This is a genomic window from Muricauda sp. SCSIO 64092 (assembly GCF_023016285.1).
GTDB lineage: Bacteria > Bacteroidota > Bacteroidia > Flavobacteriales > Flavobacteriaceae > Croceivirga.
In genome coordinates, this window is the sequence record NZ_CP095413.1 from 244,669 (window position 1) to 269,844 (window position 25,176).

At 49.2% G+C, this 25,176-nt stretch carries 16 protein-coding genes; 1 reads left to right on the forward strand and 15 read right to left on the reverse strand.

Annotated elements, in window-relative coordinates; all coding sequences use genetic code 11:
- Positions 1 to 58: 58 nt before the first annotated feature.
- The 15 genes from L0P88_RS01005 to L0P88_RS01075 all read right to left on the reverse strand — a co-directional run bounded on the left by L0P88_RS01005 (position 59) and on the right by L0P88_RS01075 (position 24,621).
- Positions 59 to 388, reverse strand: coding sequence for a YegP family protein (locus tag L0P88_RS01005; protein ID WP_158779514.1), 330 nt, complete (start codon positions 386 to 388; stop codon positions 59 to 61).
- A gap of 211 nt (positions 389 to 599) precedes the next feature.
- Positions 600 to 1,064 carry a DUF4442 domain-containing protein gene (locus L0P88_RS01010; RefSeq protein WP_247132786.1) on the reverse strand — a complete coding sequence of 155 codons (465 nt, stop codon included), beginning with the start codon at positions 1,062 to 1,064 and terminating at the stop codon, positions 600 to 602.
- An 80-nt stretch (positions 1,065 to 1,144) separates the two neighbouring features.
- Positions 1,145 to 1,609 (reverse strand): MaoC family dehydratase, encoded by a 465-nt coding sequence (locus L0P88_RS01015; RefSeq protein ID WP_247132787.1) that lies wholly within the window; start codon positions 1,607 to 1,609, stop codon positions 1,145 to 1,147.
- An 11-nt stretch (positions 1,610 to 1,620) separates the two neighbouring features.
- Entirely contained in the window at positions 1,621 to 2,358 is a 738-nt protein-coding gene (locus tag L0P88_RS01020) for an SDR family NAD(P)-dependent oxidoreductase (protein WP_247132788.1), read from the reverse strand.
- A 9-nt stretch (positions 2,359 to 2,367) separates the two neighbouring features.
- Complete coding sequence (locus tag L0P88_RS01025; protein WP_247132789.1) at positions 2,368 to 3,342, reverse strand: NADPH:quinone oxidoreductase family protein; 975 nt, start codon at positions 3,340 to 3,342, stop codon at positions 2,368 to 2,370.
- Complete coding sequence (locus L0P88_RS01030; protein WP_247132790.1) at positions 3,339 to 4,349, reverse strand: NADP-dependent oxidoreductase; 1,011 nt, start codon at positions 4,347 to 4,349, stop codon at positions 3,339 to 3,341. The genes L0P88_RS01025 and L0P88_RS01030 overlap by 4 nt, the downstream gene beginning before the upstream one ends.
- Before the next feature lie 112 nt (positions 4,350 to 4,461).
- Complete coding sequence (locus tag L0P88_RS01035; RefSeq protein WP_247132791.1) at positions 4,462 to 5,232, reverse strand: enoyl-CoA hydratase/isomerase family protein; 771 nt, start codon at positions 5,230 to 5,232, stop codon at positions 4,462 to 4,464.
- Positions 5,233 to 5,240: 8 nt separating this feature from the next.
- Positions 5,241 to 5,999, reverse strand: a complete 759-nt coding sequence (locus tag L0P88_RS01040) for an SDR family NAD(P)-dependent oxidoreductase (RefSeq protein ID WP_247132792.1) — start codon at positions 5,997 to 5,999, stop codon at positions 5,241 to 5,243.
- A complete protein-coding gene (locus L0P88_RS01045) occupies positions 5,999 to 6,388 on the reverse strand; it encodes a hypothetical protein (RefSeq protein WP_247132793.1) in 390 nt (129 codons plus the stop codon). The genes L0P88_RS01040 and L0P88_RS01045 overlap by 1 nt, the downstream gene beginning before the upstream one ends.
- 2 nt (positions 6,389 to 6,390) lie before the next feature.
- Positions 6,391 to 7,467: a phosphotransferase family protein gene (locus L0P88_RS01050; protein WP_247132794.1), complete on the reverse strand. Its 1,077-nt coding sequence runs from the start codon at positions 7,465 to 7,467 to the stop codon at positions 6,391 to 6,393.
- A 2-nt stretch (positions 7,468 to 7,469) separates the two neighbouring features.
- A complete protein-coding gene (locus L0P88_RS01055) occupies positions 7,470 to 8,687 on the reverse strand; it encodes an acyl-CoA dehydrogenase family protein (protein WP_247132795.1) in 1,218 nt (405 codons plus the stop codon).
- 17 nt (positions 8,688 to 8,704) lie between these two features.
- Positions 8,705 to 9,478, reverse strand: coding sequence for a glucose 1-dehydrogenase (locus tag L0P88_RS01060; RefSeq protein WP_247132796.1), 774 nt, complete (start codon positions 9,476 to 9,478; stop codon positions 8,705 to 8,707).
- 1 nt (position 9,479) lies between these two features.
- On the reverse strand, positions 9,480 to 11,291 hold the full coding sequence (locus L0P88_RS01065) for an acyl-CoA dehydrogenase (protein WP_247132797.1): 1,812 nt from the start codon (positions 11,289 to 11,291) through the stop codon (positions 9,480 to 9,482).
- A gap of 98 nt (positions 11,292 to 11,389) precedes the next feature.
- Positions 11,390 to 11,971: a Crp/Fnr family transcriptional regulator gene (locus tag L0P88_RS01070; RefSeq protein ID WP_247132798.1), complete on the reverse strand. Its 582-nt coding sequence runs from the start codon at positions 11,969 to 11,971 to the stop codon at positions 11,390 to 11,392.
- Positions 11,972 to 12,408: 437 nt separating this feature from the next.
- Complete coding sequence (locus L0P88_RS01075) at positions 12,409 to 24,621, reverse strand: BspA family leucine-rich repeat surface protein (RefSeq protein ID WP_247132799.1); 12,213 nt, start codon at positions 24,619 to 24,621, stop codon at positions 12,409 to 12,411.
- A 38-nt stretch (positions 24,622 to 24,659) separates the two neighbouring features.
- On the opposite strand from L0P88_RS01075, the gene L0P88_RS01080 reads away from it, so the two are divergent.
- Positions 24,660 to 25,043 (forward strand): hypothetical protein, encoded by a 384-nt coding sequence (locus L0P88_RS01080; RefSeq protein ID WP_247132800.1) that lies wholly within the window; start codon positions 24,660 to 24,662, stop codon positions 25,041 to 25,043.
- The last annotated feature ends 133 nt before the right edge of the window (positions 25,044 to 25,176 follow it).

The following is a 25,176-nucleotide window of genomic DNA, read 5'->3' on the forward strand; positions in this document are numbered from 1 at the left end:
TACGAAATAAAAAAAGGCAACCGAATCGGCCGCCTTCACATATTGTATTGCAAGCATGTTAGGAATTGTCCACTACCTCGGCATCGGGTGCGTTCTTTTTTACAGAGGCAATTCCGTTCTCCATGGCATCAGTTGAGCTGTACATTTCACTTTTACCAATTACTTGCCCATTGGTCGCATTCAATGTAAAGAAAGGGCTTCCATCTTTTGCGGTCTTACGCTCAAATTGGCCATCATCCTGAGAATTCTTCCTAACGGATTCGATACCGTTCTTACAGCCATCCTTACTTGCGTAGGTTTGACTGGTCAAAATTACCTGTCCGTTACCGGCCTTTAAATTGAACATGCATTTGTCTGTTCCTGAGGATTTAATTTCAAATTTTCCCATTTATGTATGAATTGATTTACGTTTAGCAAATTATGTTTTGAAATTACTAAAATTTTAGGCTATCCATAAATAATATGGACAATTCTAGCATTCCCACTATTGTTTGACACAGAATTATCCAAAAGTCACTCCCACAGTCCCTTTTTTTTAAACGCACACACCTTTTAAGCCCTACCTGCGCTTGGGATGACCCATTTTCCCATTGATTGGATCAAGCTTTCAATCTGATCGTCCATTCAAAGTTAAAAGTGGACACCACAACCCCATCCTGGTTCATACCTACGGATTTCATCCATAGTGTCTGTCCCTCCCCAGTCTCAATGGTCTTTTTTAAGGCATCATCAATACGATGGCCATCTTCACAGGTAAAGGTTATCCTACCTGTTGCTTTTTTTGAAAAGTTGGCATTATTGTTCTGCACCAACATGGAGATTTTGCGGCCACTTTCCCGAATTGCCGTTGAAACCAAAATTCCGGTGGAAAATTCGGCGGCCATCCCTTGTACAGCCCAAAACATGGAGTTAAAGGGGTTTTGATTGAACCATCGATGTTTTACGGTTACAACCGCCCGTTTATGATCAATGGATTTTAAACGTACCCCGGACCACCAGGCGGAGGGGAGCTTAAAAAAAGTAAAAAGGTTAATTTGAAAAATGGAGGGACTCTTTGCTGGCATAATTATGATTTCTCCTAAATGTTACTGGACCGAATCTACGAAATAAGTATCGAGTTGATACCATCCTTCACTCTTCCGAATTACTCAAACATTAAACTGATAAATTCCGCCACACATGCTGGTTTCTCCGAGTTTTCAATGACCACGGTACAATTCCAGGTAATTTTGACCTCGTTATCCCCATAGGCCTCAATTTCCTTGATAGTGCCTTGGCAACGGACATGGCTATCCACCAAAACCGGGCTGGGGAAACGTACCTTGTTCAACCCATAGTTTACACCCATTTTTGCCGAGCTAACGGTAATCAAATCCCCCAATAGTTTTGACAGTAGCGATAACGATAGAAAACCATGGGCCACAGGTTTTTGGAAAGGGGAATATTGATTGGCCCTTTCCACATCCACATGTATCCACTGATGGTCTAAAGTGGCATTCGCAAAATCATTTATCATTTCCTGGGTCACTTTCAACCAATTACCATATGGGAGTTCCTTTCCAACCCAGGTGTTCAATTCCTTAAGATCCTTGATAATCAGTTTTGTCATGTTAACTTTGTTTATCTTGAAGTACCTCCATCTATCGTCAGACAAATTCCCGAAACGAACCGTGCTTCATCCGACGCCAAGTACAGATAGCCATAGGCAATATCAATAGGCTGGGCAACGATTTTAAGCGGAATGCTGGCCTTTATGGCGTCCAAATGCTCCTCTGGAATTTTTTTGACCATATCGGTCATCGTAAAACCGGGGGCTATTGCATTGGCGGTTATGCCATGTTTCCCCAATTCCATGGTCCAGGTCTTGCTCATGGCAATGACCCCAGCCTTTGTAGCAGCATAATTGGTCTGTCCAAAATTACCCCTCAACCCAACATTGGAAGCTGCGCTAACAATACGGCCGTAGTTGTTGGCTTTCATATACGGCGCAACGGCTTGGGTACAAATAAAGACCCCTTTTAGGTTGACCTCAACAACGGCATCCCATTCCTCCTCACTCATTTTTTCCAAGGTTCTGTCCCTTGTGATTCCGGCATTGTTGATAAGGATATCAATCTTTCCATATTTGGAGTTTATCTGCTCAAACAGGGATTCGATACCAGATTTATCCGTTACCGAAACGGCGTGAAATTCCGCATTGCCTCCAGATGCCGTAATCCCCTGGACCACTTCCTTGCCTTGGGGCAATAAATCGACCACGATTACTTTACTGCCTTCCTGGGCGAACAATTCGGCCACGGCACGTCCAATTCCCCGGGAACCTCCGGTTACAATGGCTACTTTATCCTTTAATCTCATGTATTTGTATTAAACGGTTACTACCAATTTCCCCATGACTCTTCTTGCCATCATTTCTTCCAATGCCTTTGGGGTATCCTTCAAGTCATATACCTTGTGGATATGGGGTTTTAATTTTCCCTCGGCATGCCATTGCATCAACTGTACGCTATTTGCTGTATTACGCTGGGGTTCCTTTACCGCAAAATTGCCCCAGAACACCCCCACCAGGGAAACGCCTTTCAAAAGCGGAAGGTTTAGTGGAATCCTAGGAATTTCGCCCGCTGCAAAACCGACCACTAAATAGCGGCCATTCCATGCGGTCCCTCGCAAAGCAGCTTCAGAAAAGGAACCTCCAACAGGGTCGTATACGACATCCACCCCTTTCCCTTCCGTCAATTCCTTAACTGCAGATTTCAAATCCATAGTTGCATAATTCAAAGTAATATCGGCTCCATATTTCTTGCACAATTCCAGTTTTTCATTATTCGAAGCGGCGGCAATAACTGTTGCCCCCATCAATTTGCCCAATTCAACAGCCGCCAGTCCAACACCCCCCGAAGCCCCCAAAACCAAAAGGGTCTCACCCTTTTTTAGCCTGCCCCTGTCCCTTAAGGCATGGAAAGATGTTCCATAGGCCATTAAAAAGGAGGCCGCTGTTTCAAAATCCATTTGAGGTGGTTTTGGAAAACAAGCGTTTTTGGGGACAACTACCTCTTCTGCCAGACCACCGTAAGGAACAAAGCCAAATACTTCCTGGCCTACCGCAATATGGTTGACACCTTCTCCAATTTCCTTGACCACTCCGGCGATATCACTTCCCGGAGTGAAGGGCAAATCGGGTTTAATCTGATATAACCCCCGAATGATCAGGGTATCCGGAAAGTTCAACCCACAAGCTTTGACGGCAACCAAAACCTGCCCAGGTCCGGCTTTCAGCGCATCCACCTCCTCCAAAACCAAATTCGAAGGTGGTCCGTAAGATTTACACCGAATTGTTTTCATAGGTCCCCCTCGATTACCTTAAGCACCAGCTTGCCCATTTTCTCACCACTAAAAAGTCTATTAAAGGTTGGGGGGAAGTTCTCAATACCTTCATACACATCCTCTTTGCTTTTCAACTTGCCCTGCGCCATCCAGGTACCCATTTGTTGGGCCGCTTCCCCATACCTTTTGGCCCAATCAAAAACGACCATTCCCTGCATACTCGCACGATTCACTAAAAGTGATAGGTAATTACTCGGACCCTTGATGGCCATCTTATTGTTGTACTGGGAAATTGCACCGCAGATGACCACACGGGCATGCATTCGTAATTGGGTCAGTGCAATATCCAGGATTTCGCCACCCACATTGTCAAAATACACATCAATACCTTTTGGGCACAGTTCCTTCAGTCTGTTGCGAACCTTTTCATTCTTATAATCAATAGCGCCATCAAACCCCAATTCAGTGGTGATATAATTGCAATTTTTAGGACCACCGGCAATACCCACTACCGTACAACCTTTTATTTTGGCAATCTGCCCCACAATGCTTCCTACTGCACCAGCCGCACCGGAGACCAAAACGACATCCCCTTCCTTGATCTTGCCAACTTCCAAAATTCCGAAATAAGCTGTCATCCCAGGCATACCCAGGGTTCCAATATACATCGGAAGCGGGGCCAGTTTCGGGTCAACCGGATAATATCCCTTCCCATCTGTTGCGGTATACTGTTGTACCCCTCCATGACCTGAAACAAAATCGCCTACCTTAAACTTTGGATGGTTGTTCGATGCGATAACCTCACCCACGGAACCAGCGCGCATTACCGAGCCAATTTCCATGGGTTCGATGTAGGATTTGGAATCGTTCATCCAGCCGCGCATGGCCGGATCCAACGAAATGTAATGCTGCCGAATCAATACCTCGCCTTCTTTGGGTTCCGGAATAGGATTGGTAACCAAACTCCACGTATCGGCATTGGCTTCGCCAATGGGTCTTTTGACAAATAAAAGCTGCTTGTTCATATCGTTTATTAATTATTCGTCACCCCCAACTTGTTCAAGGGTGCTATTCAACACTATTTTCATTAGGATGCTGAAATAGATACAGCATATCCTTGACCTTCCTTGCCAAAAGCTACTTTCCCTTGCTGGTAAAATGCTCCACATAGGCGAGCATCTTTGCCCTTATTTCAGGCTTCCACCAAAGAACGGTTGCCTCTTTTAGGGCATTTGCAGGATTGGGATCCAACTTCTCCAACAAGCTTTTTCTAAGCTTTTGTTTGGTATTGACCAGAATCTCCTGGTCTGCCCTTAGGTAGATCTGTATTTGCTTTTCGGCCCGTTCCAGAAGGTTATCCAAAGGAACCAGTTCATCTACCAAACCTACTTTTAGGGCTTCTTCCCCATGCAACAGTTTTCCTTCCAAAATATAACGATGCGCCAGGCCTTCCCCAATCCAATAGGCATACACCTCACAAAGATTTTGACTGATCTGGATATTCACGGCCACCTCATTTAACCCTATGACATAGTTCTCTCCCCGGGCCATGTATCGATTATCACAAGCAACCGCCAAAACACAGCCTCCTGCAGGGGCATGTCCTGTAATTGAAGCTATCAATGGCTTTCTAAATTGTAATAACTCATTGTACAATGCGCCAAAATCGGTGAAAAATTCAGTTATCCTTTTTTTGTCATACTGCACCAGTTCAATGAGGTCCAGTCCGGCAGAAAAATAGTGGGGCTGTCCTGTTAGAATCACGCCCTTGACCTTAGCATCATCTTCCAATTTCCTGAATGTTTCGCGCAATTCTTCAACCATTTCAAAATTAAGGGCATTGACTTTGCCCCTATTCATTTGAACAATGGTGTATCCTTCCTTTTCTATGAGTTGTAGTGTATTCATATCCGTTCTTAAATCAAAGAGTTTCCGCCATCAAGGGTTAGGGTCTGTCCCGTAATGAATTTTGAGTTGTCCGATGCCAACCAACAAATGGCCTCTGCAATTTCATTCGCTTTTCCAAATCGGCCCATAGGAATAAACCGCATTAGCTTATCACCCATTTCAGGGCTTACCGCCAATAATTGGTCCAGTAGGGCCGACTCTGTAAAGCCGGGACAAACTGCATTGATTCGAATATTCTTTCGTCCATATTCCAAAGCAGCGGACTTGGTCATCCCCACAACAGCAAATTTGCTTGCCGCATAGGATAAATTGTTTCCAGAAGGTTTTAAACCGGCCAAGGAGGCCACATTGACCATATTCCCATAACCCTGCTTTTCCATTATGCCCAAAGCCAATTTCATACAATAAAAAACCCCTGTCTGGTTCACCGCTATAACATTATGCCAGTCCTCCAGGGTATGGTCTGCGGTCTTTGCCTGGTTTTTTCCACCAATTCCTGCGTTGTTGACCATAACATCCAATCGACCGTATTTGGCAACGGTCTTTTTTACCAGGTTTTCAACTTCTTCAAATTGTGTTACATCAGTTTGATACGCGATTGCCTTACCATCGTCCACCAAAATCCCATCAGCTACCTTTTGGGCATTCTCCATATTGATATCCGAAACAATAACCTGGGCACCCTGTGTTGCAAATAGTTGGGCCGTAGCCTTGCCAATACCGCTACCTGCACCTGTTATGATGACTACTTTTTCCTTTAGATCCATTAGTGTTGAATTGATTGACAATGAATTAACCTGGAATCCAACAAGGCACGTTCGCGAAGGTGGGACGGATATCCCTCGGCCCCGGCCATTCCCATAAAGTCGGAAAAAGCGTTGTATTCCACTATGAGCACTGCGTGCCAAAGTTCCTCATCCGTAGGGCCGATCAACATGTGCTTTGGAGTTCCAAAAAACAGTACTTTGGCATTGACGTTTTTAAAAAAAGGTGCAGCGGCATTTAAATATGCCGTGTAGGCTTCCTTGCCCGTTTCGCCAGTTTCCATAACAATTTCCTTATAACGTAAAAGATTTAACATCACTACGGGCGCATTGGCAGTAGCATTTTTGAATTTTTGAAACTCGTCCGGATTTGCTTTAAGATAGGATTCCATTACTACAGGTTATCTATTTTGTTTTTTTGAATGGCCAACCAAGCCGTATCACAGCATAAGGCAGCGGCTTTGTTGAGATGGGCAAATTTTGAGTCGTTGGTATGTCCGTGTTTGAAACGATAATAGATTTGTTGGGCGATGACCGCAATTTTGAACAGTCCAAATACATAATAGAATACCAAATTATCCACAGATCGTCCGCTTTTGAGCGCATATTGGTGTACAATTTCACTGCGTGAGGGGTTACCTTCCATTACCGTAGGTGAGGGAAGGCCCTGCTTCATGAATTCAGCATCCTTGGCCGTGGTCCAATAGCCCAGGGAGGTACCTAAATCCATCAAAGGATCTCCAAGGGTACACATTTCCCAATCCAGAATGGCCGAAATAGTTGTCCAACTGTCATCTGAAAACACCACATTGTCATATTTGAAATCGTTATGGATAAGGGTATGGTCATAAGTTTTGGGCTGATTGGCCTCCATCCATCCCATCACTTTTCCAGCCGTTGGAACATTGTCGGTTGCAGCGGCCAGGTATTGCTTTCCCCAATTGGTCACTTGCCGGGATACATATCCTGTTGGTCTTCCCAAATCCTGTAAACCCACTTCCTTATAATCAATATTGTGAAAGGCCACAAAAGTGTCCAACCAAGTGTTGGAGATGGTGCTAAACTCTTCCGGTTTTAGCTGCATGTTGTGGGCGGCTTTTGCAGATAAAATCTTGCCTTCCACCTTTTCCATGATGTAAAAGGGGGCTCCTATTATTTCCTTATCCTCGGTAAAAACAAAGACCTTTGGGGCTTTTAAAAAAATAGGATTCAAATGTTTTAAGACGTTATACTCGCGCCCCATATCATGACCTCGTTTCGGTGCATGGAAAGGTGGCCTGCGCAATACATATTCCTTTCCTTCAATCTGAAGTAAATAAGTCAAATTGGAGTATCCATTTGAAAATTGACACACCAGAAGTTCGCTTTTATCGGAGCTGATCAAACCTTTGGCAGCCAAAAACACCTTTAGTTTTGACGTATTGAGCTCTTCACCTTCCCGAACTGGTCTTGTAGGATTTTCCAATGCCATGCCTATGATGCGGAATATTTTTTAATAATGTGCTTTCCCAATTGACTCATATGTACCTCATCCGGACCGTCCGCTAAACGTAACATTCTTGCTGCGGCAAAAAAATGGGCCAGTGGGGTATCATTTCCAACTCCTTTACCTCCCAAGACCTGAATGGCCCTATCAATTACTTTCAATGCCATATTGGGAGCAACAATTTTTATCATGGCTATAAGATCTTTTGCTGCTTTATTCCCCACCTTGTCCATTTTATCCGCTGCCGACAATACCAATAACCTTGTCTGTGTTATCTCAGAAGCCGATAGGGCAATGGCTTGTCGAACGCTACTATAGGTATCCAAAGTCCTTCCAAAGGGTTTTCGCTGTACGGTACGTTCCGCCATGATTTCCAGAGAACGCTGGGCCATACCAATTAATCGCATACAATGATGAATGCGTCCCGGCCCCAACCGGCCCTGCGCAATTTCAAAACCCCTGCCCTCCCCAAGCAATATGTTGGATTTTGGTACGCTAACATTGGTGAGTTGTATCTCGGCATGTCCTTCCGGGGAATCGGTATACCCAAACACCGTTAATGGACGTACAAGTTCCAGGCCCGGGCTGTCCATGGGAACCAGAATCATGCTTTGCTGCTGATATCGCGGTGCTTCAAAATCTGTTTTTCCCATAACGATGGTAATTTTGCAGTTGGGATCCATAGCACCCGACGACCACCATTTTCGGCCATTGATGATATAGTTATCACCACTGGCAACAATGGCGGTTTCAATATTGGTGGCATCCGAGGAAGCCACATCCGGTTCCGTCATCAAAAAGGCCGAACGGATTTCCCCATTCAACAGTGGCCTTAGCCACTTTTCCTGTTGTTCGGGGGTTCCATATTTGGCCAAAACCTCCATGTTTCCCGTATCTGGGGCACTGCAGTTAAAAACTTCCGAGGACCATAGAACTCGCCCCATTTGTTCTGCCAATGGGGCATATTCCAAATTTGTCAAGCCCGGACTAAAACTGCCATAGGACTTTGGTAGGAATAGATTCCATAAACCTGCCGCCTTTGCTTTCTCCTTCAACGCTTCGGTGCCTGGCCACCTTTTCCACCTATTTCCAGGATCCGAATGAAACGTATTAACCTCCTCTTCAACAGGTTTAATATGTTCTTCAATAAACTGTTGTAGTTTTTTTTGAAGCTTTTGCGACTTTTCAGTGTATTCAAAATTCATTTGATCGCTTTTTGAAATTAACCTGAAATGAGATAGCCCCCATCTGCAGCATAAACGCCACCGGTCATATAGGAGCCTGCATCAGAAGCCAATAACATGACCAGCCCTGCCATTTCATCGGGTTCAGCAACTCTTCGAAGCGGGATGGTATTGGTATACATACCGACCAATTCTTCATTGGACCAAAGGCTTTCACTAAACTTTGTCTTTATCAGTCCTGGGCATACCACATTGGAGCGGATTCCATACTTACCCCACTCTTTTGCCTGATTTTTGGTCAACATGATCAAAGCTGATTTCGTCATGCTGTACAATCCCAAACGAAACCCAGGATGTATCCCCTCTACAGAGGCAATATTGATGATGCTTCCCCCATGTACTTTCATATGGGGCTGAACCAAATTGGACAGCAACCAAGGAGCCTTTACATTAACGTCCATAATCTTATCAAAAACTTCTTCCGCAGTAGCTTCCAATGGACCGTAAAATGGATTGATAGCGGCATTGTTGACCAATACATCTACCTTGCCATAGGTTTCCACAGTCTTCTCCACCAAGCTTTTTCGTTGTTCCCCATCACCAATATGACACGCAATCCCAATGGCATTCAAACCTTTTGCGCGAAACGCTTCTGCCACTTGATCCACAGCTTCCTGTTTTCTACTGCTCACCACAACCTTGGCACCATTTTCTGCCAAACCCTGGGCAATGGAACGACCAATTCCCTTACTTGAGCCCGTTACAATGGCCACCTTGCCGGAAAGGTCAAACTTTGATCTTATTTCACTCATTTTAAGCAAATATCTTTTTGTCCGAATTCAGGGTCAAGGATTCCGGACTCATCAAAATTTCCGAAAGCCCCTGTGTTTTGGGAAGTTCATAGGTGAAGTAAAACTTCATTGCGTGAATTTTCCCCTCATAAAATTCTTGGGAATATGTCGAGGCGCCCGTAACCAAAGTATGTTGTGCGTGGGTTCCAATAACCAACCATTGCCAGCCAATGATAATTGTGCTGAAGAATTCCATAAATGGGGTGGCATCGGCCAAAAAACGTTGATAGTCCCCTTGCCCGGCAAAACGCATCAAGAATTGTAAAACACTTTGGGTAAGTGCTAATTTTTCCCCTAGTTTTTTGGCATAAGGAACCAAGGATTCGTAGGTCATCGCCGATTTAATGGATTGTTGTATCTCTTCGGACAACAACATCAAGGCCTTTCCGTTTTCCATGGTAATTTTTCTTCCCAGCAAATCCTGGGACTGAATTCCCGTAGTACCTTCATAAATGGCAAATATCCTAATATCCCGTAGGTACTGTTGCAAAATGTAGTCTGAACAGAAACCATACCCCCCAAGAACCTGAACGCCATTATTGACCGCGGTAATCCCCATTTCGGATGGGTAGGTTTTGACCACGGGTGTCAACAGTTCCAAAAGAAGTCTGTACCTGGCCCGTTCCTTTTCATTGGCTAAGGATACAGAAAGGTCGTGATACTTTGAGGTAAGGAACACTAAGCTCAAGGCGCCTTCCGAAACTACCTTTTGCACCAATAACATCCTACGAACGTCAGGATGGTTTATAATAAGTGTCTGCTCTTGGGAGACATCCTTCTTACCTGTTCGTTCCAACTCCCGACCTTGGGGTCGCTCGTGTGCATAGCTCAAGGCGGCGTGGTAAGCAGCAGTGGCTATGGCAGCAGCCCCCCTGCCAACGGCAATACGGGCCCCGTTCATCATCATGAACATATATTTTAGCCCTTGGTTGGGCTCTCCTACAAGCCAGCCTTTGCAATCTTCCTTATCACCAAAAAAGAGATGGGTGGTACAATACCCTTTTTGTCCCATTTTTTGAAAGTCGGCGACCGTAGTCACGTCATTAAACTCTAAGGAACCATCAGGCTTTGGTCGATGCTTGGGAACCACAAATAAGGATATCCCCTTGGTGCCAGCAGGTGCTCCTTTTATTCTCGCCAATACCAAATGCACAATATTTTCAGCGCCCTGATGATCGCCCCCTGAGATGAATATTTTTTGTCCGTGTATGGTAAAACAATCCCCATTCGGTTCCGCTGAAGTTACAATATCCGATAATGAACTCCCCGCTTGTGGTTCTGTCAGGCACATGGTACCTCCCCATTTACCCGAAATCATATTGGGGACAAAAGTTTCGTTAAGGGATTCATTGCCAAAATGAACAATGAGTTCTGCTGCCCCAAGTGTCAATCCCGCATAGCCTGGCATATGGTTGTTTGCCGTTTCCTGAATAAATGCTGAGGCATTTATGGCCATTGAAGGTAATTGCAGTCCCCCTATGTCATACGGAAAAGGGGCCCCAATAAAACCCATTTCCCCAGCCATTTTCATATAGTTTCCAATTTGGGGGTGTACAATGATCTCCCCATCCTTAAAATGTGCCGGTCGCTCATCCATCTCTTTGAAATAGGGAAACATTTCCTTATCCGCGAAATCCTTAACCGAATCAAGAAATAGTTCAATGGAACCCTCATCGTATTCGGCAAAGTGTTCTTGGGAAAGTACTTCTTTAATTTGGTGCACTTGAAACAGTAAAAACTTCAGTGTTTCTATATCTACATACGATTTTTTCATAACCCAGTTTTTGAAAGTGAATGAAGTTAGCACTAATTGTAGCGAAACTCGTTAAACTGGTTTAATAAATCGAAGGTAAACGGATCAAAAAGGGTTGGTCAGGCTTTGGACAACCTTTTCCGAAGCTTGGATAAACCCACAGGTGTCATACCCAGGTAGCTTGCGATAAGGTAATTGGGTACTCGCCGAAAAAGGTCAGGTCGCTTTTCGAGCAGTCGTAGGTATCGTTCCTCGTTACTTCGAATACTCATGCGTTCGACCCGGGAAAATAACTTCATGAACGCTTCTTGCATGGAAAGTCTTCCAAATCTTTCCAATTGGTGTGAATTGTTGAACGATTCTTCCACCACCTCCTTTTTCACAGCGAAAACCATGCTCGATTCAATCGCCTTTAAGTAGCAATTTGAGGGTTGTTGGTTCACATAGGAGGGTAAATCGGTAAAAAAAACATCCTCGGTATAAAATTCCAAAACCTTAATTTCCCCCTCCTCTTCTTTATAGTAACAAATGCATCCCTTTTCCAAATAATAGAACCGGTCAACAATCTGTCCCGACCTTACCAAAAAATCGGATTTTCCCAAGGCTATTCTTTCATATTTGGCCAGTTCCCTTCTTAGGATTTGCTCATCTACATCCGTGTAAAACAGAACTTTGTTTTTTAGGTTTTTAAGGTCGCTCAAAAGAAAATAGATTTAAAAAATTTGCTGATTTCCAGATTAACTATTGGAACTTAGGGAAAGTAGGATTTCTAGGTGAATGTTTTTTATGCTACTCGATTTTGGTGTTAATAATTCAATTGTTTATTTGATTTTCCATTGGTTAAATAAAAAATCTGTTTCACAAAACGAAATGTACCTTAATTCCATCACAATTCAAAACTCCAGAACAAGGTTATATCATTCCAAACATGTTCCAAAACATAGCCTTTGGGCATCTGCATTCTTCCTTTTGCTTATGGGCCGGCCTGTCCAATCGGTAATTTCCATACTTTCTCCAAGTTTTTGTTGGGCCATCCGCGTTATCTGGATGGCCTCCTAATGCCGTGCTGGGATAGCACCTTACCGGGTTTTCCCAAGCTTTTACCGCTATTTTCGTTCTGATCTTTTGTAAACTCTGCCTACCGGTTCAAATAAACGATTCCCTGGACCGGCGGTGTAGTGCCGTCCCCGAAATCTATTGTATAGTAGTACACCCCATTGGGCAGTTTGCCATCCCCCAGAATAAGCCCCTTGTCCGCACTGCCATCCCAGTCCGGGGTGCCTATGTTCCCTTTGTATACCAGGGTGCCGTTACGGTCATAAACCGACATCGTATAATTGGGGTAATCGTTCTTCAACCAGGAAATGGAAAAGGCATCGTTGACCCCATCGCCGTTTGGGGAAAAGCCGAGTCTGTTCGCGTTCGGAAATTCGTCACAGCCCTCCATGGAAATCCTTACCATCACGGCAACCCTATCGGAGGTACATCCACTGCCATCCTCCAGCAATCCGTAATAGGCGGTACCATCCACAAGGGGAACATCGGCCCCCAGTTCCGTAGTGCTGTCCGTTTCCGAATACCAACGCAGGGTACCGTTGCCGGAAGCTGCCAAATCCGATACAGTGGGGTTCTCCAAGGTACAGAATACCTGTTCGCCCTCCGTCTCCAGGATGGGAAGTCCCAGAATAAAGACGGTGGTGGTGCCTATCCCGGTACATCCATTGGCCAAGGTAATCGTAACAGTGAACTCCTCCCCGTCCGAAACATCGGTCACTTCAGGGTTTTGTATATCAGGATTGTTGAATGTGGCATTTCCATCGCTGGTCCATGACCATGAGGTTCCCAGGCCACTTATTTCATTCAACTGTAGGGTAGAGCCCTGGCAGATCGGTCCGCTATTGGTCACAATGGCCAGCGGTGCGGTTGTTTCCTGTACCGTTACCGTAGCGGTACAGCTGGCCGAGTTGTTGCTGGCGTCCGTTACCGTAAGGGTCACGGTGTTCTGCCCCACATCGGAACAACCGAAGCCCGTTCTGTCCAAGGAAAGCGACACCGTGCCGCTATTGTCGGAGGAACCATTGTCGATGTCCGATGTGGCAATCGTTGCACTGCCCGCAGCACCCAGTTCCACGCTGATGTCCTTGCAAATGGCCGTGGGGGCCAAGCGGTCCACTACGGTCACCACAGGGGTACAGCTGTCCGAGTTGTTGCTGCCGTCCGTTACCGTAAGGGTCACCGTGTTGTCTCCAAGGTCGTTGGCACCAAAGCCGATCTTCGACACCGCCAGGGTAATGCTCCCACACGCATCGCTGGAACCATTGTCCACGTCCGCCGCCTCAATCGTAGCACTGCCCGAGGCACCCAGTTCCACGGTAATGTCCTGGCAGCTTGGCGCGGGGACCGTTTTGTCCTCCACGGTCACGGTGGCCGTGCAACTGTCCGAGTTGTTGCTGCCGTCCGTTATGATAAGGGTCACCGTGTTGTCCCCAAGGTCGGAACAGCCAAAGCTGGTCCTGTCCAGGGATAGCGATACGGTGGTGCCGCTGTTGTCGGAGGAGCCGTTGTCGATGTCCCATGTTGTGATCGTTGCGCTGCCCAAGGTGCCCAGTTCCACGCTGATGTCCCGGCAACCTGGAGTAGGCAGCGTGTTGTCACCCACGGTCACCACAGCGGTACAACTGTCCGAGTTGTTGCTGCCGTCCGTTACCGTAAGGGTCACCATGTTGTCCCCTAGGTCGTTGGCACCAAAGCCGGTCTTGGACAATGCCAAGGTGACGCTCCCACAGGCATCGCTGGAACCGTTGTCCACGTCCGATGTGGCAATCGTTGCACTGCCTGAGGCACCCAGTTCGACGCTGATGTCCCGGCAACTTGGCATGGGGGCCGTTTTGTCCCCTACGGTCACGATGGCGGTACAGGTCTTCGAGTTGTTGCTGGGGTCCGTCACCGTAAGGGTCACCGTGTTATCCCCGAGGTCGGAACAGCCAAAGCTGGTCCTGTCCAAGGAAAGGATAAGAGTACCACCACTATTGTCGGAGGAGCCGTTGTTGATGTCTGATGCGGCGATCGTTGCGCCGTCCGAGGTGCCCAGTTCTATGGTAATGTCCTGGCAAGTGGCCGTGGGGGCCGAGCGGTCCAATAGAGTCACCAAAGCGGTACAGGTCTTCGGATTGTTGTTGGAATCCGTTACCGTTAGGGTAACGGTATTGGTTCCAAGGTCATCGGCCGTAAAGTTGCTCTTGGACAAGGCCAAGGTGACGCTCCCGCAGTTATCGGAAGAACCGTTGTCCACGTCCGCAGCCATGATCGTTGCTCTACCTGAAGTACCCAGTTCCACGGTAATGTCCTGGCAAAGGGCCGTGGGGTCGGTTTTATCCTCTACGGCCACCAAAGCGGTACAGCTGTCCGAGTTGCTGCTGGCGTCCGTCACCGTAAGGGTCACCGTGTTGTCCCCGAGGTCGGAACAGCCAAAGCTGGTCCTGTCCAAGGAAAGGATAAGAGTGCCGCCACTGTTGTCCGAGGAGCCGTTGTCGATGTCCGAGGTGGTAATCGTTGCGCTGCCCGAGGCGTCCAGTTCCACGGCAATGTCCCGACAACTTGGAATGGGGAACGTGTTGTCTCCCACGGTCACTATAGCGGTACAGGTCTTCGAGTTGTTGTTGGGATCCGTTACCGTAAGGGTGACGGTATTCGTTCCAAGGTCATCAGCCGTAAAGCTGCTCTTGGACAGGCCAAAGGTGACACTCCCACAGGCATCGCTGGAACCATTGTCGATGTCGGAAGTGGCAATCGTTGCGCTGCCCGAGGCACCCAGTTCCACGGTAATATTCCGGCAAAGGGCCGCAGGGTCGGTTTTGTCCCCTACGGCCACCGAAGCGACACAGCTGTTTGAGTTGTTACTGGTATCCGTCACTGTAAGGGTCACTGTATTGTCCCCGAGGTCGGAACAGCCAAAGCTGGTCTTGTCCAGGGAAAAGGTAAGGGTACCGCCACTGTTGTCGGAGGAGCCATTGTCGATGTCCGATGTGGCGATCGTTGCGCTGCCCGAGGCACCCAGTTCCACGGTAATGTCCTGGCAAAGGGCCGTAGGGTCAGTTTTGTCCTCCACGGTCACCGAAGCGGCACAGCTGTTTGAGTTGTTGCTGGGGTCCGTCACCGTAAGGGTCACTGAATTCGTTCCAAGGTCATCGGCCCTAAAGTCGCTCTTGGACAGGCCAAAGGTGACGCTTCCGCAGGCATCGCTGGAACCATTGTCGATGTCCGATGTGGCGATGGTTGCACTGCCCGAGGCACCCAGTTGTACGGTAATGTCCCGGCAACTTGGGGTGGGGGCCGTTTTATCCTCTACGGTCACCGTGGCGGTACAGCTGTTCGAGTTGCTGCTGCCGTCCGTTACCGTAAGGGTCACCGTGTTATCCCCCAGGTCGGAACAGCTAAAGCTGGTGGTGTCCAGGGAAAGGGTAATAGTGGTGCCACTGTTATCAGAGGAGCCGTTGTCGATGTCCGATATGGCGATCGTTGCGCTGCCCGAGGCGCTAAGTTGTACGTTGATATCCTTGCAACTTGGGGTGGGGAGCGTGTTGTCCCCCACGGTCACCTTGGCCGTACAGCTGTCCGAATTGCTGCTGGTGTCCGTTACCGTAAGGGTCACCATGTTGTCCCCGAGGTCGTTGGCACCAAAGCTGGTCGTGGACAAGGCCAGGGTGACGCTCCCGCAGTTGTCGGAGGAACTGTTGTCGATATCCGAAGTGGCGATCGTAGCGCTGCCCGAAGCACCCAGTTGTACGGTAATGTCCTGGCAATTTGGCGTGGGGGCCGTTTTGTCCTCCACGGTCACCGTGGCGGTACAGCTGTCCGAGTTGCTGCTGGCGTCCGTTACCGTTAGGGTCACCGTGTTGTCCCCCAGATCGGAACAGTCAAAGCTGGTCTTGGACAACCCCAGGGTGACGCTCCCGCAGGTATCACTGGAAGCGTTGTCCATGTCCGCCGCCACGATCGTAGCGCTTCCCGAGATGCCCAGTTGTACGCTGATGTCCCGGCAACTTGGTGAGGGGGCCGTTTTATCCTCCACGGTCACCGTAGCGGTACAACTGTTCGAGTTGCTGCTGGTGTCCGTTACCGTCAGGGTCACCGTGTTGTCCCCCACATCGGAACAGCTAAAGCCTGTTTTGGAGAGGGAAAGGGTAACAGTGGTGCCGCTGTTGTCCGAGGAGCCGTTGTCGATGTCCGATGTGGTAACCGTTGCGCTGCCCAAGGTGCTCAGTTCCACGGTAACGTCCCGGCAACCTGGTGTAGGGTCGGTGTTGTCCGCCACGGTCACCGTGGCCGTACAGGTGTCTTCGTTCCCGTTGGGATCGGTCACTGTTAGGGTCTCCGTGTTGTCCCCAAGTTCACTGGCCGTAAAAGTGGTCTGGGACAGACTGAATGAGACGTCCCCACAGGCATCGCTGGAACCGTTGTCCACAAACGAGGCCTCCAGAGTGGCCGTGCCATTGGTGCCCAGGTAAATTGTCGCTGCCTTGCATTGTGGCGTCGGGTCGATCTTCTCCGGGCCGTCATCGATAATATTAAGGCCGAAAGCGGCACGTTCGTCAGTGGCGGTACAGTACACCAGGCCATCGGCGCCGATGGTGAAAGCGGGGGTCTCATGGAAGCCCTCCCCGTGCCAACCGATGATCGTGGCGTCCCAGTTGGCCATGGAGAGCCCACTACCGTCGAGCATACCAATGGCATTGGTCAACTGCCCCAAATCCCATTTGCCCAGGTTCTGGTCAAAAGCCGTTGCGTCGTCAAACATCCACTGCTTATTGGCGACGCTGCCCGTTTCCCAGGAACCAATATCCTGATTAAAGACGCTTGCAAACCGAAACATGGAAAACATATTGGTTACCTGGCCGGTGTTCCAGGAACCGATGTCCTGGTCAAAGGAACTTGCGTTCCGGAACATGGAGGCCATACTGGACACGCTACCGGTGTTCCAGGAACCGATGTCCGCATTAAAGGAACTTGCACCATTGAACAAGCCGGTCATATCCTCCACTTTGGACGTGTTCCAGCCGGAGAAGCTCGTATTCCCCTTAAGTTTCGTACAGCTATTGAACATATTGGACATACTGCTCACACTGCCCAGGTCGGGGGCGTCCGTCGCCTTGATCTCCAGATTGCTACAACCCGAAAATGCGGATGCCATGGTACTCCAGGAGATGGCGCTGCCCCATTGGTCCACGGAGATTAGCTTTTCCCTATCGAAAAAGGCTCCCGAAAACAGACTAAAACTTATTCCATCCAAGGTTCCGTTCCCCGAGTGGGCGTTGCGAAGGGCCACCTGTATTTCCCCGGCAGTATGGTTGTGTTTGGTGACATCCACAGTAATGGTCCCGTTCTGGTCCGTCAGTTCATAGCTGCCGTCATTGCCCAGGTCCACATCATAGGTTCCCGAGGCCGCGATAACAATGGAGTTCTTATTGGAGTTGCCTTCGGATTTGGTCGTGTCCCAGGTGGTCACAAATACGCTTGTGGGATCCGTACCCAATACGGTCACCGTGGCCGGACAGGTCTTCGTGGTGCTGTCGGGGTCGGTCACCGTTAGGGTCACCGTGTTATCACCAAGGTCGGTCGCACCAAAGTCGGTCTTGGACAACGCCAGGGTGATCCCGCAACCATCGCTGCCGGCGTCCACAAGGGCGGGATCCAAGGTGGCCGTGCCAGTGGCACCCAGTTCGAGCTCCACCGCCTGTTGCTGGCACCCGGCCGTCGGCTGGGTACCCGCTTTGCTGTCCCCGGTAATGTTAAGGCTGTTACCTATCAGCGCCGCACGCTCGTAATAGGCCCTACAGTAGACCAGGCCGTAGGCGCCAACGGCGACCGTCGGCGTGTTGGAAAGGCCCCGGCCCTCCCAACCGATCAGTGTGGCGTCCCAGTTGGCAACCGAGAGCCCACTGTTGTCCAGCATATCGGTGCCATTGGTCAACGCCCCTAGGTCCCATTCGCCCAAGTTCCGGTCAAAGGCACCCGCACCGGAGAACATCCCCTCCATATCGGTCACATTGCTGGTATCCCAAGAGCCGATGTTTCCGTTGAAGGTACTGGCACTAGTGAACATATTACCCATATCCTCCACCTTGGACACGTTCCAAGCACCAATGGTCCCGTTAAAGGAACTGGCACCGGAGAACATCCCACCCATATCGGTCACGGCGCCCGTGTCCCAGGAGCCGATGTTGCCGTTGAAGGCACTCGCGCCATTGAACATATCCCCCATATCCCCCACTTTGGCCACGTTCCAAGCACCAATAGGCCCGTTAAAGGTAGTTGCACCGGAGAACATGCCCGCCATATCGGTCACCTCCTCGGTGTCCCAGGAACCGATGTTGCCATTGAAGGTACTTGCACCATTGAACATATCCCCCATATCCTCCACTTTGGCCACGTTCCAGGAAGTGATGTTCCCGTTAAAGGCGCTTGCGCCAGCAAACATGGAGTTCATATCAGTTACGTTACCAGTGCTCCAGGAACCAATGGCTCCGTTAAAGGTACTTGCACCATTGAACATGTTGCCCATATCCTCCACTTTGGCCACGTTCCAGGAACTGATGTTACCGTTAAAGGCACTTGCACCATCGAACGTGTTGCCCATATCGGTCACATTGCTGGTGTCCCAAGAACCGATGTTACCGTTAAAGGCACTGGCGCCATTGAACATGTTGTCCATATCCTCCAATTTGGCGACGTTCCAGGAAGCGATGTTCCCGTTAAAGGCGCTTGCGCCGGAGAACATGCCCGCCATATCCATTACCTTGCTGGTGTTCCAGGAACCAATGTCACCGTTAAAGGTACTTGCACCATTGAACATATTCCCCATATCCTCCACTTTGGCCACGTTCCAGGAAGCGATGTTACCATTAAAGGCACTTGCGCCGGAGAACATGCCTGCCATATCCATTACCTTGCTGGTGTTCCAGGAACCAATATCCCCGTTAAGGGTGCTTGCATAGGCAAACATAGAGGACATATCGGTCACTTCTTCCAGGTCAGGGACATCACTGGCCAGAACATTCAGATTGCCACAGCCGTAAAATGCTGCCTCCATCGTCTTCCAGGAGATACTGCTACCCCACTGGTCCACCGAGAGCAGTTTTAGCCTGTCGTCCGTATTGTTGAAATGTATCCGCTCCAGGTCCCCTTTCTCGGAGACGGCATTGCGAAGCGCCACCTGTATTTGTCCGGCGGTATGGTCATGGGTGGTCACATTGATCGTAATTGGTCCGGTCTGGTCCGTCAATTCATAGCTGCCATCATTGCCAAGGTCCACATCATAATAGATATCCCTGTCGGGGTCGGACTGTTTAACGGGGATAAGGATGGAATTACTGTTGGATGTTCCGGATTTGGTGGTGTCCCAAGTGGTTACAAATAGGCTTGCGGGGTCCTCTACGGTCACCTTGGCCGTACAGGTTTTCGTGCTGCTACCGTCGGCTACCGATAGGGTCACCGTTTCTGTCCCAATATCGTTGGTCGTAAAGCTGGTTTTGGACAGGCTCAGTAAGATCCCACAACCATCGCTACCACCATCTATAAGGTCAGGCGTCAGGGTGGCCGTACCATCGGTGCCCAGTCGGAGCGTTGCCGCTGCCTTACACTTCGCCGTTGTCTGAACAGTTCCCTTGCTATCGCCGATAAAGCTGAAGGTCGTCATCGCGGCACGCTGGACAGCGGCCCTACAATAGACCAGGTTTGAGGCGCCAATAGTAACATCATTATTAAAGCTCTGCCCGTGCCAACCGATGATTGTGGCGTCCCAGTTGTCCATGGAGAGGCCACTGTTGTCAAGCATATTGTTCCCATCGCCCAATACTCCCAAATTCCATTTGCCCAAATTCTGGTCAAAGGCGCTGGCCCCACTAAACATGCCCTCCATACTGGTCACACTGCCCGTATTCCAGGAACTAATGTCCCCATTAAAGGCGGTTGCATTCCAAAACATGGAGTACATGTTGGTCACCTTGCCTGTCTCCCATGAACCAATCTCCTGATTAAAGGCGGTTGCACTGTCAAACATGAGCGCCATATCGGTCACTTCGCCGGTGTCCCAGGAACCAATGTCCTGATTAAAGACGCTAGCGGCCCAGAACATCTGACCCATATTGGTCACGATGTCCGTGTTCCAGGAACCGATGTCCCCGTTAAAGGTACTTGCCCCTTTGAACATGGCGTGCATATTGGTAACACTGTCCACAATCCAGGAACTGATGTCCACATTAAAGACAGCGGCACCGGCAAACATATGGGACATACTAATCACCTTGGACACGTTCCAGGAACCAATATCCTGGTTGAAGGCGCTTGCGTCATAAAACATCCCGTCCATGTTAATTACCTCGCCCACATCCCAACCGCCAATATCCTGATTGAAATCTAGGGCATCATTAAATAGGTTTTTCATGTTGGTGACCTTGCTTACATTCCAACTGCCGATATCCTGATTGAAGCTGGTGGCAGAGAAGAACATGTTTTCCATATTCGTGACCTGGCTTACGTTCCAACTTCCAATGTCCTGGTCGAAGGCTTCGGCAGCGTTGAACATCCTTGACATATTGATTACACTTCCGGTCTCCCACAAACTGATGTCCTGATCAAAAATCTTGGCACCTTCGAACATACCTGCCATATTGGTCACACTATCGGTGTTCCAGGAACTGATATCCTGATCGAAGGTGCTTGCGTCTTGGAACATATCGCCCATATCCGTCACTTTGGACACATTCCATGATCCGATGTCTTGGTTAAATAGGCTTGCGTTGGCGAACATACCATCCATATCGGTCACATTGCTGGTGTCCCAGGAACCGATGTCCTGATCAAAGGCTGTTGCGTCCCGAAACATATCGCCCATATCCGTCACTTTGGACACATTCCATAATCCGATGTCCTGGTTAAATAGGCTTGTGCTGGCGAACATACCCGCCATATCGGTCACCTGGCTGGTGTTCCAGGAACCGATGTCCCCGTTAAAAGTGGTCGCGCCCTGGAACATCTGACCCATGTCGGTCACACTGCCCAGGTTGGGGGCGTCCGTTGCCTTGACCTCCAAATGGCTACAGCCATGGAATGCACCGGCCATGGTGCTCCAGGATATCCCACCCCATTGGTCCACGGAGAGCAGCTTATCCCTGTCCCCTCCATTATTGAACTGGATCCCAGTCAGGATCCCGTTTCCAGAAACGGCATCGCGAAGGGCCACTGCTATCTCCCCGGCGCTATAATTTTCGTCAACCACATTAATGGTAACGGGTCCGGTCTGGTCCGTCAGTTCATAGCTGCCGTCATTGCCCAGGTCCACATCGTAGGTTCCCGTGGCAGGGATATGGATGGAATTGCTTCCGGAGGTGCCGGATTTGGTGGTGTCCCAAGTGGTCACAAATACGCTTGTGGGGTCCTCCACGGTGACTTTGGCCAAGCAGGTCGTGCTATCGTTGGGATCGGTCACCGTTAGGGTCACTGTTTCCGTGCCAATATCTTCAGTTGTAAAACTGGTTTGGGACAGGCTCAGCAAAATCCCACAACCCTCACTATCATCGTCCACAATGTCGGGCGTCAGGGTGACGGTACCATCGGTGCCCAGTCGGAGTGTTACCGCTTTGCAATTGGCCTTCGTTTGAGTCGTTGCCTTGGTATCACCAGTGATAAGAAGACTACTACGTATCAACTCAGCGCGTTCGTAAAAGGCCTTACAATAGACCAGGCCGGAGGCGCCAACGGTAGGTGTATTCGAAAAGCTCTGGCCTTCCCAACCAATCAATGTGGCGTCCCAATTGGCAACCGAGAGCCCACTGTTGCTGAGCATATGGGCGCCATTGGTCACCTGCCCCAGGTCCCAAGCCCCCAAATTCTGGTCAAAGACGCTGGCGTTCCAGAACATATGCCCCATATTGGTCACCTTGCCCACGTTCCAGGAACCGATGTACTGGTTGAACGTACTTGTGCCAGTAGCACCACTTGGTATGGCGAACATCCAGGTCATATTGGTCACCTCCGCCACGTTCCACGAACCGATGTCCCGGTTAAAGGCCGTTGCGTTCAGGAACATGCCCTCCATATCGGTCACGCCGCTGGTGTCCCAGGAACCGATGTCCCCGTTGAAGGCCTTCGTGTAGGCAAACATGCCGGACATATCCGCCACATTACCGGTGTCCCAGGAACCCAGATCCTGGTCAAAGACATCCATGGCCCGGAACATGTTGTCCATATTGGTCACCTTGGCCACGTTCCAGGAACCCAGGTCCTGGTCAAAGGCAATGGCAAAGCGGAACATCCAGCCCATATTGGTCACCTCGGCGGTGTTCCACGAACCGATGTCCGCGTTAAAGGCACTTGCAGCGGAAAACATATACCCCATATCCGTCACACTGGACACGTTCCAATTGGAGAGGCCCGCCGTACCTTCGAACAACCTACAGCCGACAAACATCCCGCCCATATCGGTCACATTGCCCACATCCCAGGAACCGATGTCCCCGTTAAAGTTGCTGGCACTGTAAAACATATTGGACATATCGGTCACGTTGGACACGTTCCAACCGGAGAGGCCCGTTGTCCCTGTAAGCGAGGTACAGAACCTGAACATACGGGACATATTGGTCACCCTGCCCAGATCCGGGGCATCGGTGGCCTTGACCTTCAAATTCCCACAGCCATGGAAGGCGCCCTCCATCGTGCTCCAGGGGATACCGCTGCCCCATTGGTCCACGGAGCGCAATTTCCGCCGGTCACCCCCATTGTTGAAATATATCCTGGTCAGGGTCCCTTTCCCGGACGCTGCACTACGAAGGGCCACCTGTATTTCCCCGGCGGTATAGTTGGTATTGTTACTATCCTTATATTCAGTGACATTTATTGTAATGGGTCCACTCCGATCCGTAAATTCATAGCTGCCATCATTGCCCAGGTCTACATCATAGGTCTCTGTAAGGGGAATGGGAATGGTGATGGAGTTGCTGTGGGACGTGCCGGATTCGGTCGTGTCCCAGGTGGTGAGAAATATTCCTGTTGCATAGTCCACAACAGTCACCTTGGCCTCACAGTCCTCTGTGTTGTCGTTGGAGTCGGTCACCGTAAGGGTGACCATTTTTGAACCAGTGGCAAGGTCAGCGGTCGTAAAGCTGTTCGGGGATACGCTCAACGAAACCGTCCCGCAGGTATCGCTGGAACCGTCGTCCACAAGGGCGGGATTCAGGATGGCCGTACCGTTGGTGCCCAGTATGAGCACCGCTGGCTTGCATCGTGCCGTTGGATCGATCTTTTCCGAAATGTCGCCAGTAATGTTAAAACCTCTGGATATCAGTGCGGCACGCTGCGCAGTGGCCGTACAGTAGGTAAGGCCGGAAGCCCCAATGGTCACGTTATTGCTAAAGCCCTGGTTGTTCCAACCGATCAACGTGTTGTCCCAATTGGCTACCGAGAGCCCACTGTTATTGAACATATCCGTACCACTGCTCAACTTCTTCAGGTCCCAAAACTCCAGATTTTGGTCAAAGGCCGTTGTTTTCCGAAACATATAGCTCATGTCGGTCACATTACTGGTGTTCCAAGAACCAAGGTCTTGGTTAAAGGCCGTTGCGTCATCAAACATCCACTTCATAGTAGTCACACCGGCCGTGTTCCAGGAACCAATGTTTTGGTCAAAGGCAGTTGCCCGATAAAACATGCCGTTCATATCTTCTACCTTGTTGGTGTTCCAGGAACCGATATTTCCGTCAAAGGTCCTTGCCCCATTGAACATATTGCCCATATCGGTCGCATTACTGGTGTCCCAATTGGAGAGATTGTTCGTCGTGGTCCCTGTAAGTGCCGTACACCCTTGAAACATCGTGGACATATTGGTTACCTTGCGCAAATCGGGGGTGTCGGTAGCCTCAATCTTCAAATTGGTGCATCCATGGAATGCATCCTCCATAGTGCTCCAGGAGATGCTGCCCCATTGGTCCACGGAAAGCAGTTTCTCTCGGTCACCTGTATTATTGAAATGTATCCTGTCCAGGGTCCTGAGCCCTTGAACGACGACACCCTGGCGTAGGGCCACTTGTATTTCTCCGGGAGCATAGTTATAGGTGGTCACATTTATGGTAGAGGTCCCTGTCACGTCCGTCAGTTCATAGCTCCCATCATTGCCCAGGTCCACATCGTAAGTCCCATAGGCAGGAATGGTAATGGAGTTTACGCCGGATGAGCCGGGTTTGGTCGTGTCCCAGGTGGTGACAAAAACGCCCTGGGCAAATAGGCCCGTGGTAATCCATAAGCCCGTAAAAAAGGTAAGCACTAGCCTTTTAAGATTCATAAGGTCATGTATTCTCATGATGGGTTAAAGCATTTATATAAGGTAATTGACTTAGATTGGTCGGCATTAAAGAGCGGGAAGGAAGCGCCTCGAGTTCTGTTCTATCCAAGGGCATATGCCCAGATATCGGACATGGGCGCAAAAAGGAAGTTGGGTATGCCGGAAATTCCAGATACCATGCCCTGGATAACATCCAAGACATTATTCTTCTAAGATTTCCCAAAACGGTCAATCCCTTACTGATTCTATCTTTCCAAATCATCCAATCAACCTTCCCCGCCGCTCTGGAATCAAAAATGTTCCAAGGTTTTCCAAACGGGAAGATTTCATGGGAATTTTCCTCTCCAACCACTATTGATAAGCGTATACTTCCAGTAATGCAAAAGTACCTTCCTTGGGACCAAAGCCCTGCCAAAGATGTAACAGGCGTTGCTATTTGAAAATAAATGGGATCCATAATTGGGCCTTAACACCAAGGTGTACCCCTGGAATAGGGTTTTCCATTGCGTCATATCCATGGCCAAGGAAAAGCTTTCCGACAATCCTGCCTTAGTCTCATCGGTAATCTTCAGC